Annotated in this window: 16 protein-coding genes and 1 pseudogene; 5 read left to right on the top strand and 12 right to left on the bottom strand. The window is 42.0% G+C overall.

The genetic code is table 11. The features are described 5' to 3' along the window. Positions 1–12 precede the first annotated feature (12 nt). The 11 genes and pseudogenes from V7K73_RS13950 to V7K73_RS13900 all read right to left on the bottom strand — a co-directional run bounded on the left by V7K73_RS13950 (position 13) and on the right by V7K73_RS13900 (position 9258). Positions 13–960: a F0F1 ATP synthase subunit gamma gene (locus tag V7K73_RS13950; protein WP_334880848.1), complete on the bottom strand. Its 948-nt coding sequence runs from the start codon at positions 958–960 to the stop codon at positions 13–15. A gap of 96 nt (positions 961–1056) precedes the next feature. Then, positions 1057–2577, bottom strand: a complete 1521-nt coding sequence (gene atpA / locus V7K73_RS13945) for a F0F1 ATP synthase subunit alpha (protein WP_334880846.1) — start codon at positions 2575–2577, stop codon at positions 1057–1059. Between the two features lie 211 nt (positions 2578–2788). Further along, entirely contained in the window at positions 2789–3343 is a 555-nt protein-coding gene (gene atpH, locus V7K73_RS13940; RefSeq protein WP_334805292.1) for an ATP synthase F1 subunit delta, read from the bottom strand. Continuing rightward, complete coding sequence (locus V7K73_RS13935; RefSeq protein WP_334880844.1) at positions 3340–3912, bottom strand: F0F1 ATP synthase subunit B; 573 nt, start codon at positions 3910–3912, stop codon at positions 3340–3342. The genes atpH and V7K73_RS13935 overlap by 4 nt, the downstream gene beginning before the upstream one ends. Before the next feature lie 189 nt (positions 3913–4101). Continuing rightward, a complete protein-coding gene (locus tag V7K73_RS13930) occupies positions 4102–4533 on the bottom strand; it encodes a F0F1 ATP synthase subunit B' (RefSeq protein WP_185585924.1) in 432 nt (143 codons plus the stop codon). A gap of 432 nt (positions 4534–4965) precedes the next feature. Next, positions 4966–5211, bottom strand: coding sequence for an ATP synthase F0 subunit C (gene atpE / locus V7K73_RS13925; protein ID WP_251959337.1), 246 nt, complete (start codon positions 5209–5211; stop codon positions 4966–4968). A 152-nt stretch (positions 5212–5363) separates the two neighbouring features. Next, positions 5364–6125, bottom strand: a complete 762-nt coding sequence (atpB, locus tag V7K73_RS13920; RefSeq protein ID WP_334880842.1) for a F0F1 ATP synthase subunit A — start codon at positions 6123–6125, stop codon at positions 5364–5366. 60 nt (positions 6126–6185) lie between these two features. After that, the gene (locus V7K73_RS13915; RefSeq protein ID WP_334880841.1) at positions 6186–6626 is read right to left on the bottom strand and encodes an ATP synthase subunit I; all 441 of its coding nucleotides are present in this window, start codon (positions 6624–6626) and stop codon (positions 6186–6188) included. 526 nt (positions 6627–7152) lie between these two features. Then, a complete protein-coding gene (locus tag V7K73_RS13910) occupies positions 7153–8334 on the bottom strand; it encodes a class I SAM-dependent methyltransferase (protein ID WP_334880839.1) in 1182 nt (393 codons plus the stop codon). A 190-nt stretch (positions 8335–8524) separates the two neighbouring features. After that, positions 8525–8854 (bottom strand): XisI protein, encoded by a 330-nt coding sequence (locus tag V7K73_RS13905; RefSeq protein ID WP_334880838.1) that lies wholly within the window; start codon positions 8852–8854, stop codon positions 8525–8527. After that, positions 8842–9258: pseudogene (locus V7K73_RS13900) on the bottom strand (XisH family protein). Before V7K73_RS13900 ends, V7K73_RS13905 begins: the two are co-directional and overlap by 13 nt. A gap of 280 nt (positions 9259–9538) precedes the next feature. Between V7K73_RS13900 and V7K73_RS13895 the strand changes: the two are divergent. The 5 genes from V7K73_RS13895 to V7K73_RS13875 all read left to right on the top strand — a co-directional run bounded on the left by V7K73_RS13895 (position 9539) and on the right by V7K73_RS13875 (position 13419). Beyond that, positions 9539–10198 carry a vWA domain-containing protein gene (locus tag V7K73_RS13895; protein WP_334880836.1) on the top strand — a complete coding sequence of 220 codons (660 nt, stop codon included), beginning with the start codon at positions 9539–9541 and terminating at the stop codon, positions 10196–10198. Positions 10199–10212: 14 nt separating this feature from the next. Further along, positions 10213–11001 (top strand): PP2C family serine/threonine-protein phosphatase, encoded by a 789-nt coding sequence (locus tag V7K73_RS13890; protein ID WP_334880834.1) that lies wholly within the window; start codon positions 10213–10215, stop codon positions 10999–11001. 6 nt (positions 11002–11007) lie between these two features. Next, a complete protein-coding gene (locus V7K73_RS13885; RefSeq protein ID WP_334880832.1) occupies positions 11008–12585 on the top strand; it encodes a PDZ domain-containing protein in 1578 nt (525 codons plus the stop codon). Between the two features lie 142 nt (positions 12586–12727). Next, complete coding sequence (locus tag V7K73_RS13880) at positions 12728–13009, top strand: ribonuclease domain-containing protein (RefSeq protein WP_334880830.1); 282 nt, start codon at positions 12728–12730, stop codon at positions 13007–13009. Positions 13010–13035: 26 nt separating this feature from the next. Then, positions 13036–13419 (top strand): barstar family protein, encoded by a 384-nt coding sequence (locus tag V7K73_RS13875; RefSeq protein WP_334880828.1) that lies wholly within the window; start codon positions 13036–13038, stop codon positions 13417–13419. A 22-nt stretch (positions 13420–13441) separates the two neighbouring features. Here the strand turns inward: V7K73_RS13875 and V7K73_RS13870 are convergent, their stop codons facing one another. After that, the gene (locus tag V7K73_RS13870) at positions 13442–13564 is read right to left on the bottom strand and encodes a hypothetical protein (RefSeq protein WP_334880826.1); all 123 of its coding nucleotides are present in this window, start codon (positions 13562–13564) and stop codon (positions 13442–13444) included. Positions 13565–13745 lie beyond the last annotated feature (181 nt).

Genomic DNA, 13745 nt, shown 5'->3' with positions numbered 1-13745 from the left:
AGCAATTGAGTTCTAAGTCAGTGCTTCTGCACCGCCGACAACCTCAAGCAGTTCTTGAGTAATTGCCGCTTGTCGAGCTTTGTTGTAAGACAGGGTGAGGGTGTTAATCAGTTCACCGGCATTTTCACTGGCATTACTCATGGCTGTCATCCGGGCTGCTAGTTCACTAGCCGCCGATTCTTGCAGCGCTCGCAATAGCTGGTTACTCAGATACAGGGGCAACAAAGAATCGAGAATCTGTACTGGATCTTGCTCGAAAATCATGTCAGGAGCCAACGCGCGGACTTGGCTAGCCACTTTCTCCCGTTCGACTTCAAATTTACCGCCACGGGTTGTCAAGCGGAAAATTTCATCATCGGCTGCTTCTAGACCTTGCGGATCGAGGGGCAGTAAGGTTTGCACCACAGGACGGGAGCTAACCAAGGAAAGGAATCTGGTATAGATTAATTCGATGCGGTCAACTTCTTCGGAAAGGAACAAAGAAAGTAATTGATCGGCAATTTGATTGGCTTCTGCTGCGGTAGGAATTTGCTCTAAGCCGCTATAGGTAGCATCAATGGGCTGATCGCGGCGTTGAAAGTACTGGGTAGATTTGCGTCCGACTAACACAAATTGATAGTTTAAACCTTCTGCTTTGATTTCCTTGGCGCGGTTTTCTGCACGACGGATAACGTTATTATTGTAGCCGCCGCATAGACCGCGATCGCCTGAAATTACCAATAGCCCGACTGACTTAACTTCCCGTTTTCTCAGCAGTGGCAGGTTTGCTTCTTCAAAGCGGAGACGGCTTTGTAAACCATACAATACTTGTGCCAAGCGATCGGCAAAGGGGCGAGTCGCTAGCACTTGTTCTTGCGCCCGACGCACTCTAGCCGCAGCTACGAGACGCATGGCTTCTGTAATTTTTTTGGTGTTTTTGACCGACTGAATGCGATCGCGTATTGCTTTTAGATTGGCCATATTCTTGAGTTAAGAGTTAGGAGTTAGGAGTTAGGAGTTAGGAGTTAGGAGTATTTCATTAACTTTTAACTCTTAACTCTTCACTCCTGACTTTAATTACGCTGCTGCTTTGAAGGTCTTCTTGTATTCGGTAAGTGCTTCCTTCAAGGCAGCTTCTTCTGCGTCACCTAGTGCTTTGGAGGCTTTTACTCCTTCGGCATACTGGGTTGTACCAGTCTTTAAGTACTCGCGCAGACCTTGGGTAAAGGTTGTGACTTTATCTACAGGAACGTCATCTAGGTAACCATTGATACCAGCATATAGAATTGCTACTTGCTCGTATACGGAGAGTGGCGAATTTTGTGGCTGCTTTAGGAGTTCGCGTAACCTTTGACCCCGTGCTAACTGGTCTTGAGTGGCTTTATCTAAGTCAGAAGCAAATTGAGCGAAGGCTTGCAAGTCGTCAAATTGGGCTAGTTCCAATTTAATCTTACCGGCAACTTTTTTCATTGCCTTAGTTTGCGCCGCAGAACCCACGCGGGATACAGAAATACCGGGGTTCACAGCCGGACGGATACCAGCGTTGAACAAGTCAGAAGATAGGAATATCTGACCATCGGTAATGGAAATTACGTTGGTGGGGATGTATGCTGAAACGTCACCAGCTTGGGTTTCGATAATTGGTAGGGCGGTCATACTGCCTTTACCTAATTCGTCACTTAGCTTGGCGGCTCTTTCTAGCAAGCGGGAGTGAATGTAGAATACATCTCCAGGGTAAGCTTCGCGTCCGGGTGGACGACGCAGCAGTAGTGACATTTGGCGATAAGCTTGGGCTTGCTTGGAGAGATCATCATAAATTACCAGGGTAGCTTTGCCTTTGTACATAAAGTACTCAGCAATAGTTGCGCCTGTGTAAGGAGCTAGGTATTGTAGTGTTGCTGGTTCACTGGCGCTAGCAAAGACAACGACGGTGTAATCCATCGCGCCTTTTTCTTGCAATGTCTGCACCACGTTAGCTACAGTGGAAGCTTTTTGACCGATCGCAACGTAGACACAAATTACATCTTCTCCTTTTTGGTTGATGATCGTGTCGATTGCGATCGCAGTTTTACCGGTTTGGCGATCGCCGATAATCAATTCCCGTTGACCACGACCGATAGGAATCATTGAGTCAATAGCTGTGATACCCGTTTGCATGGGTTCGTGTACAGACCGACGAGCAATGATACCTGGTGCTGGAGATTCAATCAAACGGCTTTCTGAGGATTTGATGTCTCCCTTACCATCGATGGGAAGACCCAAAGCGTTTACAACTCTTCCAATTAAGGCTTCTCCGACTGGAATCTGAGCAATTCTACCGGTAGCAGTTACAGAGCTACCTTCTTGAATTTCTAGCCCTTCACCCATCAACACCGCGCCCACGTTGTCTTCTTCTAAGTTTTGGGCGATGCCAATTGTGCCATCTTCAAATTCTAAGAGTTCCCCAGCCATAGCCTTTTCCAGACCATAGATCCGGGCAATACCGTCACCTACTTGTAGGACGGTACCAACGTTAGCAACTTTGACCTCTTGATCGTATTGCTCGATTTGTTGTTGGATAATGCTGCTAATTTCGTCAGGTCTAATTGATATGCTCATGTGTCTATCTTTTTTGCTTTCGAGACTAAATTCAGTTAGTAGTTAAGAGTGATGAGTTAATAGGGATGAGTTAAAAAAGCAAAGCTTAAAAGTTAAAAGTCAAAATAAATTACTATTTACTTAACTCCTAACTCCTAACTCCTAACTCCTAACTCCTAACTCCTAACTCCTAACTCCTAACTTCTAACTCCTAACTCCTAATCCTAACTTCCTAGCTATTAGTTAAGCGCAATGAAAGGCGGCGCAACTGACCCCGGATACTGGCGTCAATTACTTGTGAACCTACTTTAATGATCACACCACCAATTAACTCACTGTCTACCTTGGTTTCTAGTTCTACCTGGCGAGCATTACTGATGGCAATCACCTTTTGAATGATTGCCTGCTGTTGAGCTTCTGTGAGGGGAACGGCTGAAATTACTTCCGCTAATACGGTTTGATTCAGCTGCCGCAACAGCGCCAGATATTGTTGAAAAATCGATTCCAAGAAGGCAATGCGGCGTTTGTCTACTAGCACCAACAAAAAGTTGCGTAAGTAGGGGTTAGAGCCTTCACCGAGTATTTGTTTGATCAGAGCTTTTTTGTTCTCAGCCTGAATAAACGGGTTGCTGAAGAAGTTGTGTAGCTGTTTGTCTGCTCTTAACAGTCCCAGGAAAGTCCGCGCATCTTCCCCGAACTCTTCTGTCAAATTTTTCGATTGCGCTATTGACAAAAGTGCCTGTGCGTAGGGTTGGGCTACTTCGGCTGCCGCTACCTGACTTGTCATACATTGCCTCCCAGTTGTGCGATGCTGCGGTCAATTAAACTTTGTTGAGCATCGTCGGCAATCCCGCCTTTGAGTTGCGATTCGACTTTTTGCAATGCTAGTGTAGCAACTCGTTGCCGTAGTTGAGCGATCGCTCGCTCTGTTTCGGTGTTCAAATCGGCTGCTGCTGTTTGTTTCAAGCGTTCTACGTCTTGCACTGCCTTCGCCAACAAGCCTTCTTTCGCCTTTTGGGCATTTTCTACGGCAGATTGGCGGATGCGTTGTGCCTCTGCCTGAGATTGCTTCAACTGCTCTTGCGCTTGGGAAAGGGCAATCTTCGCCTCTTTTAAGCGCCCTTCTGCTTCCTGAATTGCGGTGGCAATATTGGATTGTCGCTCGCTCAGGATATTGGTTAAAACTTTACGTCCGAAGTAGAATAATATGCCAATCAGAATCGCTAGATTGATCAGATTGGTTTCAAAAATGTCTAGGTTTAGACCGAAACCACCTTCTGCTGCGCCTTCTGCCAATTCAGAGTGAACAGCGTTCGCTTCTGCGGCAACTAATAAGAATGTCCCCATGATACCCATTTACAAGTGCGCTGCTCGCTTGCTAATACGTTAGTATTTTCCCCAAGGGAAATTAAGTATCTTTTCCCCGAAGGGAAATTTAAGTATCTTTCCCCAGATGGGAAAAAGTGCCTTTTTTGACACTTAAATTTTGCGCTCTGGACTAGGAACCAGTTGCGCGTATGCTTTCACAGAACCAGTCTAGTTAGTTTATCTAACTGGAGTTGGCCCCAATAGTTTTTCTAGAATCTGCCTGCTTAAAGCATCAACTTGTTGCTCTAAGGTGCGAAAAGCTTCTTGCTTTTGTTGTTCTATTTCAACAGAAGCTTGTTCTCGTTGAGACTGAGCTTCTTTTTGGGCTTCGGCGATTTTCTCGGCAGTAATTTTCTTAGCTTCAAGTTGAGCAGCTTCTACAGTAGCTTGCGATTGTCTGCGAGCGTCTGCGAGTTGCTGCTCATATTCGGTAGCCAAGCGCTCGGCTTTTGCCAAGCTCTCTCGCGCCTCAAGGGTATTCGTTCGGATATAATTATCGCGATCGTCTAGTACCTTGGTTAGTGGCTTATAGAAAATTGCATTCAACAAAGCTGCTAATAGCAGGAATTGCAATGCCATGAAGGGCAAGGTAGCATCGAAATCAAACATTTGTCTCCTCTTTGGCTGGAGTAGCAGTTTTCATGGCTAGCAACGTCATCCAACCTTTCATATTTTAGAGACCCATAGCCAACAAGGGTCAAGTAATTTTGGATTTTAGATTTGCAATTTTGGTGAAGCAGCGCGGTCTTGGGGGTTTCCCCCATGAGCGACTGCTGTTAGCGCAGCGTTAGCGAGTCTTCGAGCGTCACCCGAAGGGATTAACACTAACCCAAGGGGATGCTCTTCTGGGCATTTTAGATTGATGATTTGAGATTTGTTTCACCAACCAGCTTCGGCACATGTACCGAAAATTGATAATCCAAAATCCAAAATCCAAAATCCAAAATCTAAAATCACATTAGAATGACTAAATGCCTAAAACCTCTTAGATTGTAGAGGCGTGATGGTTCACGTCTCCACACTCACAAAAATTTTTAGGTATTAGCTGAAGGGGTTAGCAAACAGCAATACCAGGGCAATTACTAGACCATAGATAGTCAAGGATTCCATGAATGCCAAGGTTAATAGCAGAGTACCGCGAATTTTTCCTTCTGCTTCAGGTTGACGAGCAATACCTTCTACTGCTTGTCCAGCAGCGTTTCCTTGACCGATACCAGGGCCAATTGCAGCTAAACCAATCGCTAAAGCAGCAGCGAGAACTGAAGCAGCCTGAACTAATGGATCCATGTTGATTTTCCTTGCTTTGATTACAAAACTAAACAGACATTACGTTAACGATTAGAAACGTGGTTTTCACGCTGCACTCGCTTCTTTGAAATCGCGCTTTGCGATGTTTTGAGCAAATATGCTCTTCTTGACTGTGCTATCAACTGAGAAGTTTAATGCTCCTCATGTTCTTCTCCACCATGTCCCTCCATTGCCTCATGAATATATGCTCCGGCTAGGGTGGCAAAAACCAGGGCTTGAATGGCACTGGTAAATAAACCCAAGGCCATTACAGGGAGAGGTACAAATAGAGGAACTAGCAGCACCAGCACCGCTACTACCAATTCATCCGCCAAAATATTACCAAATAGCCGGAAGCTTAGGGAGAGGGGCTTGGTGAAATCTTCGAGAATTGCGATCGGCAACAAAACGGGTGTTGGCTCTATATATTTCTTAAAGTAGCCTAAACCCCGTTTGCTAAAACCTGCGTAAAAGTACGCTAATGAGGTCAGCAATGCCAATGCAACAGTCGTATTGATGTCATTGGTGGGGGCTGCCAATTCGCCCGAAGGTAGCCTGATGAGCTTCCAGGGAATTAGTGCGCCTGACCAGTTCGATACGAAAATAAACAAGAACAGTGTGCCAATAAATGGCACCCAAGGGCGGTACTCTTTCTCACCAAGTTGGTTTTTTGCCAAATCACGAATAAATTCTAAGGCATATTCCATCAAATTCTGGATGCCCTTGGGAATTCTTTGTGCGTTGCGAGTAGCAGCTATTGAAGCCACTACTAGAATACTAATCACAAACCATGAGGTGAGAAAAACTTGCCCATGAATTTTAAGATTGCCCAACTGCCAGTAGAAATGATGACCTACTTCTAATGCGGCGAGGGGAAAAGAATTAAAGGCGTTTAAGAGACTAAGCATTTGCATTCTTCAAGCATTTTCCCCAACGAGCGAGGATGGGATTACTATCTTTGTGAGCCTGACTTTTTAAGAATCAGGAATGAACGCAATTTGCACCATATAGACGAGGAGCGTGGCTTTGTAAGTTAGAAATCCCAAAAAAATGGGCAGAATCTGTAGCTCACGCCATTGAGTTGCCACGATCATCACTCCAATAAACAGAGCAAAACGAGTTTTGCTCAGACTGGTTTTCTCACTACCAAGCTGCTCAACGTCTCTAGCCAACATTTTTAAGTAAACCACACCTGTACACGCCCCAATTAAATAATTTAGGGCAATGTTTAAGGAATAAAAAATCCACACAGAGATAAAAATAACCCCCGTCAAGACAAGCGTGATTACCAATAATCGCTGGAAGAGTTGATGGAACTCTTGCATGGAGTTTCCTGATTCTGTGTCCTCAGAACCAGTTTTAGCATGTTGTTGCGTTGTCGGAGTGGGCGCAATTGATTCGTCTGACAAGCTCACGGGACTTGAAACCAGTACAGTTAAATATGATGACTGCACATTCAGTCAGCTGAATCATATCACGATCCGGTAACAATACTTTAGGAAAAAACAATTAACTTCTTGTCAACATCAGGCAGTCAGTAAAATCGCGCTCACAGAAGCGAGAGAGCGGCTGATCGTGTGAGGGAGGGTGTCGGTGAATAATCAATAAATGTTGCCGGAAAATTCAAAATTTCTTCCAATTTCAGTTTTTTTGAGTGAATAATTCTCCTCCCAAGTTTGAAGTAAGCTGGTGTCAATAAAATCAACTGGTGCAATTCTGGTATGAACGTACCGCAAATCAGAAATCGTAGAGTAGCGGCAAGTCATTAAAGATAGCACCACTGCTGAATTCCAGAAAGCTCCAACTTTTGGGATGTACAATACCCTGTTTCTTAAGCACTTTCCTAATTTACATTAATTTGCCAAAAGTGGTGATGGGCGATCGCACATCCCCATAAGTATAAATTTACAAATCTTAACCCAAGATCAAAATCTAGTGTAATCAAGCAGGTGTCAATAAAATCAGCTGCTGCTGAACAAGCGTTCTTACTCCATCTAATCCCAGTTCTACACCTCCCAAAATCTCCGCAACTGTTGAATTACCATCACACTTTTGCATAAATTCAAACTCTAGTACAGATAAATTAACAATTTGGTAATCGTAATTAAAGAAACATTGACTAGGAAATCCTTCAATACAAGGATTAAGTTCAGGAATTGCTGCTAGTAGGGCGTTATCGTCTGACCAGTCGGGCTTTATTAAGGGAGGACGACCGAGAAAAAACTCGTAATGAGTTACTTCTGGATCTAGTAATTCTATCAAACGGTAAAGCTGGCGATCGCTCAATTCTTTTGCCCGTTCTACTAACTCTGGTGCTTTGCCTAAAAGTCTCTCTAAATTCCAAAAACTCGGATTCGAGAAACCAATAAATTCTAATCCCGAAGCATCAATTAATTCAAACAGCGTCTCAATGTTGTAGTCAATTTCTTGGGGATGAACGTACATATCCGCAAAGTTTTCATCCTTGTGATTTTCTAATGACCAACGCTGTTTATCGGATTTGACAATTCGATTATTTTCTGGTAGAGAAGCGAATATTTTTCGTCCGACTTGGACACCATCGCGGTAGTCGCCTTTTTTGTCACCTTGAATCAGTGCGATCGCTTTTTGCATGAGTTGAATTTCCCAACGTCCCAACTCCCCATACACAAAAATGTGCATTAAGCCGCCTGGGGCTAATTTTTTCGCCAAAGCTTGAATACCACGAATTGGATCGGAGGTATGATGCAAAACGCCAACACAGTTAATTAAATCAAATTCACCCGGTAACTGTTCCACATCAAACAAGCTGAGGTGATGAAATTCAACGCGGGTAGCCCCGGAACGCTGACAACGCTCTTTTGCTACAGCTAAAGCACCAGTACTGAGGTCAATTCCGATAACAGAAGCTTGAGGATTTAGGTGAACCAAGTACTCTGTACCCACACCAGTACCGCAACCTGCATCTAAAATCCGAATATCTTGCCTTTGGGGTTTTTGACCTGTGCAGAAGTTATGAGCGGCTAGCCAATTCCAGCGCCAGTTGTAGCCCGGAGGTGGTTCATCCAACAGGGCTTCTGGCGGAAAGGGGTAGGTATTGTAGAGTTTGGCAACAGCAGCACTAACAGTTTGGGAATCGGACATGATCAGGAATAACGCAGCATTTCTGAGTTTAGCGGATAGTGGCAAAGATTAGTATTGCTTATTTCCTGCTAGTAAGTGGGTCAAATTAAATATAAAACCTCACCCCTACCTCCGGCTTCCCTCTCCAATATATTGGAGAGGGATTGAGGGTGAGGTTTTATCTTATGTTTAATTACGCCTACCTACTTACTTATCCAACAGCAAAGTCAGTAAATTCGCGTTTATAAGGAGCGTGAAATCCTAATACAATATCTTCTTTCGATACACCAGCAGCAATTAATTCGTTAGCGATACCGATTTCTGTACCATCTCTTTGTATCCAAATTTTTTGGTCTTTGATATCAACATGAATAATCACTCCATAGATTCTTCGTTGTTCTTTCCAGCCAATATTTAAGACTTGATAATGATGGCGTTCTGCGTCAAACAACAATTGAACCTCTGATCCATTAGCCACGTCATTAGCGGAATGGTTACTTAAAATATCTTGAATGATTTGAGAGTAATTTATTCCTTCCATAAAACAATGTCCTGACTTAAGGAATTAAATATTAAAAGTTTAATTTGATATTCTTTTAAAGAATCTTGAATAAATTGACGTGAGAAAAAGTCTTGGTATGTATCTTGGCTAATAGCTAGATATAAGATGCGTTCTGGTTCTTCTTTTTTTAATGCTAGCCGATAATTCAGGGTTTGACCTAAAGCGAGATGAAATTCTGTTACTTCCGATGCACCTACAAAGGATTTAATTTATACGGCTATTTTTTGACCTTGTTTTTGTGCTGCTAATAGTCTTTCTGCTCCTAAATCTACAAAAAATTCAATGTCATCAACTTTCAGATGCAGTGGATCATGGGTAATCAACCAACCATCTTTTTGTAAAGCACTGCGGACAGATTGATGAAATATATCTTTAGAAGGCATAGAGAAATGGATAGGTATCGTAGAGTTTGGCAACAGCAGCGCTAACGGTTTGGGAGTCTGACATTTCAGAAGCAATATTGCAGCAATTCTGAGTTTAGCGAATGCTGGACACTTCAGGTAGACAAATAATTGCGTAGGCGCAGCCCGTCGTAGACATCGCTATCAGCCCATATATTTTAGCTATGTAAGTTTTTCAGTAAAAACACTACTGTTTAAGTATCTATTAGCTAATAAACTAATTATAATTTTGTATAATAATTTACTTAATCAGGAGCATTAAATGGCTGTAGGAATGCCTGAATTTGTTGAAAATCCAGAAAATCGTTGCCCTGTAATTCTGTTGCTCGATACTTCTGGCTCTATGTCAGGTCAGCCTATCCAAGAGTTAAATCGAGGACTTGCTGCTTTCAAACAAGATGTACAAAAAGATTCCCAAGCATCGGTGAGTGTCGAAGTAGCCATGATTACATTTGGCCCTATAGTTAAACTCACGCAAGACTTTGTGACGATTGACCAATTTACACCGCCTACATTGGAAGTAGGTGGTGTTACCCCAATGGGTGGGGCAATTGAGTATGCTTTGGATTTTCTAGAAAACCGCAAACAGACTTATAAAGACAACGGTATTCTCTATTATCGCCCTTGGGTGTTTTTGATTACAGACGGAGCGCCAACTGACTCCTGGCAATCAGCCGCGCAAAGATTGAGAGAAGCAGAAGCACAAAGCCGACTGTCATTTTTTGCGGTTGGTGTAAAGGATGCTGATATGAATATCCTCAAACAAATTTCTCCTCCTGAACGTCCACCAGTTACGCTAAAAGGCTTAGATTTTCGTGAGTTGTTTGTCTGGCTATCTGCTTCGGTGAAACGGGTTTCTAGTGGCAAAGTAGGGCAAGCTGTAGCTTTACCGAATATGGGATGGGGTCAAATTACCAGTTAGTTAGAGGAAATTTTGTGAATTGGAAAGCTGTTGCACGTTCTGCGATCGGAACAAGTCATCAAAACCAGGGGATAGGTTGTCAAGATTATGGGAATTATCGCATCTTGGATGATGTGATTGTAGGTGCTGTTGCTGATGGCGCTGGTAGTGCTAAATATTGTGATATTGGTTCTAAATTGGCGGTAAAAACGGTACTCAAATACCTGGGAAGAATTAGTGAATATCTTCAGAAGCGGAAACATTGTTTGCAAAATCTTTCTCAACCACTATCCGAAGCAGAAGCTAAAAAACTGTTTACTGGAACTGTGAAAACAGTTATTGCAAAGTTACATAAGCAAGCAACTGAAGGAGATTATTCTGTCAATGATTTAGCTTGTACCTTGTTGGTTTTCGTGGCGACTCCTGACTGGGTTGCAGCTATGCAAATCGGGGATGGATTTATTGTGGTGCGTTCTCAAGATTCAGAATATCAACTGTTATTTCAGCCAGATAAAGGTGAGTTTGCTAATGAAACAACTTTTATTACCTCAACAAATGCAGTAAAAGAAATGCAGGTAAAGGTTATTCATGAAAAACAAGAGTTTATTTGTGCTTCCACTGATGGATTAGAAAAAGTAGCAATTCGCTTAAGTGACTGGGAACCTTTCTCACCTTTCTTTAAACCTTTGGAGGAATACTTACACGAACCTGTTAATCCAGAGGATGAAGATAAATATCTGATGGAATTTCTCAACTCTGAACGGCTAAATTCTCGCACTGATGATGATAAAACCTTACTTTTGTGCTTCTTTGATAGAGAGTAAAATTCGATGACAGTTTTCACCTGTACCAGTACGGGGCAATCGATTACTCTGCTGGGTGAACCTAAAATTAGTGGCGAAGCGAAGGTTTGGCAAACTAATCGCAATGGTTACTTAGCAAAAATTTACCACTCGCCAACTCCTGAGCATGTGCAAAAGTTGGCGGTGATGATAGCGCACCGTCCCAAAGAGCCAAACTCTCACCTGAATCATATTTCTTTTGCTTGGCCAAAGTCGGTATTAAAAGATGCTCAGGCTACTTGTGTGGGCTTTTTGATGCCGGAAATTAAGGAAGCAAAAGAACTTATTGATGTTTACAACCTCAAGCGCCGTAAGACTTTGAAACTTGATGTTGATTGGCGTTTTCTCCACACAACGGCGCTCAATATCGCCTCAATTATTGAAGCAATTCACATTTCTGGCTATGTTTTGGGTGATATCAAGCCGCAAAATATTCTTGTAAACGATCGCGCCTTACCTTCAATTATTGATACTGATTCTTTTCAGGTTCGGAATCCGAAAAATAATAAGGTTTATCGTTGTCTAGTTGGTTCAGAGGGCTTTACACCACCGGAACTGATTGATCAAGATTTTTCTAGCATTGATCAAACCGAAGTACACGATCGCTTCCGGTTAGCAGTCATTATCTATCAATTGTTGTTTGGTGGTCAAACTCCTTTTGCGGGAAAGTGGACAGGTACGGGGGACACTCCAGAAACTAATGAACTTATCCGTCAGGGTTTATGGCTGTATGCACCAAACCGCTTGATTCAACCTGTAGAAAGGACAATTCCTCTTGAGATTATTCACCCAGAGGTTCAGCGATGTTTTCTCAAATGCTTTAACGATGGTTATAAAAATTCTAACTTGCGCCCAACTGCTGGGGATTGGGTAAAGGCGCTCAGACTTGCTGTTAATGAGTTAACTATCTGTGGAAAGGTAGACAGCCACTACTACAGCCAAACTTATGGTAAGTGTTATTGGTGCGATCGTTCTACACAACTTGGTATTGATATATTTCCTAGCTTTGCTACGACAAGTAATACAACTGCAAACAATATACCTCAACAGTTGCCTGCTACAAAACCGATTCCAAACTATGATCAAGTTATTAAGATTATTGCTTACTTATTAGGTTTAGCATGGCTTTTATTTATGTGCATCAATTTTTGTATTTGTCTATTTACTTGCTCTGACAATAATAATTCTAATTCTGTAAAAGATGCAACACAGAAATTAACTCAATCGCAATTGACAGAAATAACCACCAGTGAGATTAAAGAGTATACCGTCAGTATTGGTATTTCATTCCAAGTTAATGAAGAAACTAAAATACCAAAAGTTACGAATGTCTTGGAAAAATCTCCAGCAGCATTGCGAAATATTGAAGTTGGTGATCAAATATTGGAAGTAAATGGCAGATCGACATCAACAATGAATGCGACAGATGTAGCTAATTTGATACAAGCAGATGTAAATACTGTAGTTTTTTTGCTCCTAAAACGTTGTTCATCCCGTCTTAAACCGGGAGATTATGGTATCATCCTGATTAAATGCCAGAACATTGAGACTATATTTAATAACTAAGTGCTAACTGAAAGTATCAGTGATCTGTATGTACATATCCACACAATACTCACTTTGTCTCATTCTCTAAATCAAGTTCACAGCGATCAGCTTCTATATATCCTTCAGCTAGTGGTTGAGAAAATCAAAGAAAGTATTTATAATGAGTGTAATACCACAAGTTGACATTAGGAAATTACCTCCAGAAGTTCAAGCTACTATCAATATTATTTCCGTAGGCGGTTCTTACCCTCATAGCAAAGATGGCATTGTATTCAAAAACCTTGAAGGATTACTGCCACCACAACCGCGAGGATATTACAGAGAGTACACAGTACCAACGCCCGGAGCAACAGATAGAGGTACTCGCCGTCTGATTACTGGGCAAAATGCCGAACTTTATTATACTGCTGATCACTACAATAGCTTTCAAGAAGTCATTTAGTAGTCGTGATAAGTAAGGAGGAATACATGAGTGAATTTCTAAATATTTCGTCAATAGATGTAAAACAAGGCATACGTGAAGCAGTGGAACAAATAGCCGCAGAAGCAGGAACTAAAGTTTTTTATCTTGATGGTAAAAAAATTAATAGCAAAGAAACATTTTTAAGTAAAGCTGCTGAAGCAATGCAATTTCCTACATACTTTGGTGCTAACTGGGATGCTTTTGATGAATGTATCACCGATTTAACATGGTGTCCGGCCCAGAGATACGTCATATTGTATGACCATGCTGAAATCTTTGCTCAAGCTGAACCGACAGAGTACCAAATAGCATTGGATATTTTCAATTCAGCCAAAGAATACTGGGAAGATAATAATATAACTCTAAATTTTTTAACTATAAACAAATAGGTCAATTTAGCCTAGAGACAAATTAAGATATAGTCCAATCTTCTAAACGCAAATTAGGAATTTTCTCAAAATCCTTGCGGTTGCGAGTAACCAAAATAGCATTCCCTGACAGCGTAATTGCCGCAATGCGTAAACCTTGAGTCACTATGCGGATTCTTTGACCAATCAAGTCTTCGTAACAATTAATAGCATACTCGTTAAATCCTAGCGAATTTGGAGTAAAACATTATTAATCAGGACTTACGCAACTGGCACAAGCGATCGCTAAATTTTAGTACATCTGTATTGTCAAAATGATCCAATTGGCACAGGGCGATCGCTAATTA

Source organism: Nostoc sp., from assembly GCF_036916975.1.
Taxonomy (GTDB): Bacteria; Cyanobacteriota; Cyanobacteriia; order Cyanobacteriales; family Nostocaceae; genus Nostoc.
This window is presented reverse-complemented; position numbering and strand designations above follow the sequence as displayed.

Bases quoted from the DNA above. Each gene is read 5' to 3' on its own strand.
- V7K73_RS13950 (WP_334880848.1), bottom strand. From the start codon at position 960: ATGGCCAATCTAAAAGCAATACGCGATCGCATTCAGTCGGTCAAAAAC.
- atpA (WP_334880846.1), bottom strand. From the start codon at position 2,577: ATGAGCATATCAATTAGACCTGACGAAATTAGCAGCATTATCCAACAA.
- atpH (WP_334805292.1), bottom strand. From the start codon at position 3,343: ATGACAAGTCAGGTAGCGGCAGCCGAAGTAGCCCAACCCTACGCACAG.
- V7K73_RS13935 (WP_334880844.1), bottom strand. From the start codon at position 3,912: ATGGGTATCATGGGGACATTCTTATTAGTTGCCGCAGAAGCGAACGCT.
- V7K73_RS13930 (WP_185585924.1), bottom strand. From the start codon at position 4,533: ATGTTTGATTTCGATGCTACCTTGCCCTTCATGGCATTGCAATTCCTG.
- atpE (WP_251959337.1), bottom strand. From the start codon at position 5,211: ATGGATCCATTAGTTCAGGCTGCTTCAGTTCTCGCTGCTGCTTTAGCG.
- atpB (WP_334880842.1), bottom strand. From the start codon at position 6,125: ATGCAAATGCTTAGTCTCTTAAACGCCTTTAATTCTTTTCCCCTCGCC.
- V7K73_RS13910 (WP_334880839.1), bottom strand. From the start codon at position 8,334: ATGTCCGATTCCCAAACTGTTAGTGCTGCTGTTGCCAAACTCTACAAT.
- V7K73_RS13905 (WP_334880838.1), bottom strand. From the start codon at position 8,854: ATGGAAGGAATAAATTACTCTCAAATCATTCAAGATATTTTAAGTAAC.
- V7K73_RS13895 (WP_334880836.1), top strand. From the start codon at position 9,539: ATGGCTGTAGGAATGCCTGAATTTGTTGAAAATCCAGAAAATCGTTGC.
- V7K73_RS13885 (WP_334880832.1), top strand. From the start codon at position 11,008: ATGACAGTTTTCACCTGTACCAGTACGGGGCAATCGATTACTCTGCTG.
- V7K73_RS13880 (WP_334880830.1), top strand. From the start codon at position 12,728: ATGAGTGTAATACCACAAGTTGACATTAGGAAATTACCTCCAGAAGTT.
- V7K73_RS13875 (WP_334880828.1), top strand. From the start codon at position 13,036: ATGAGTGAATTTCTAAATATTTCGTCAATAGATGTAAAACAAGGCATA.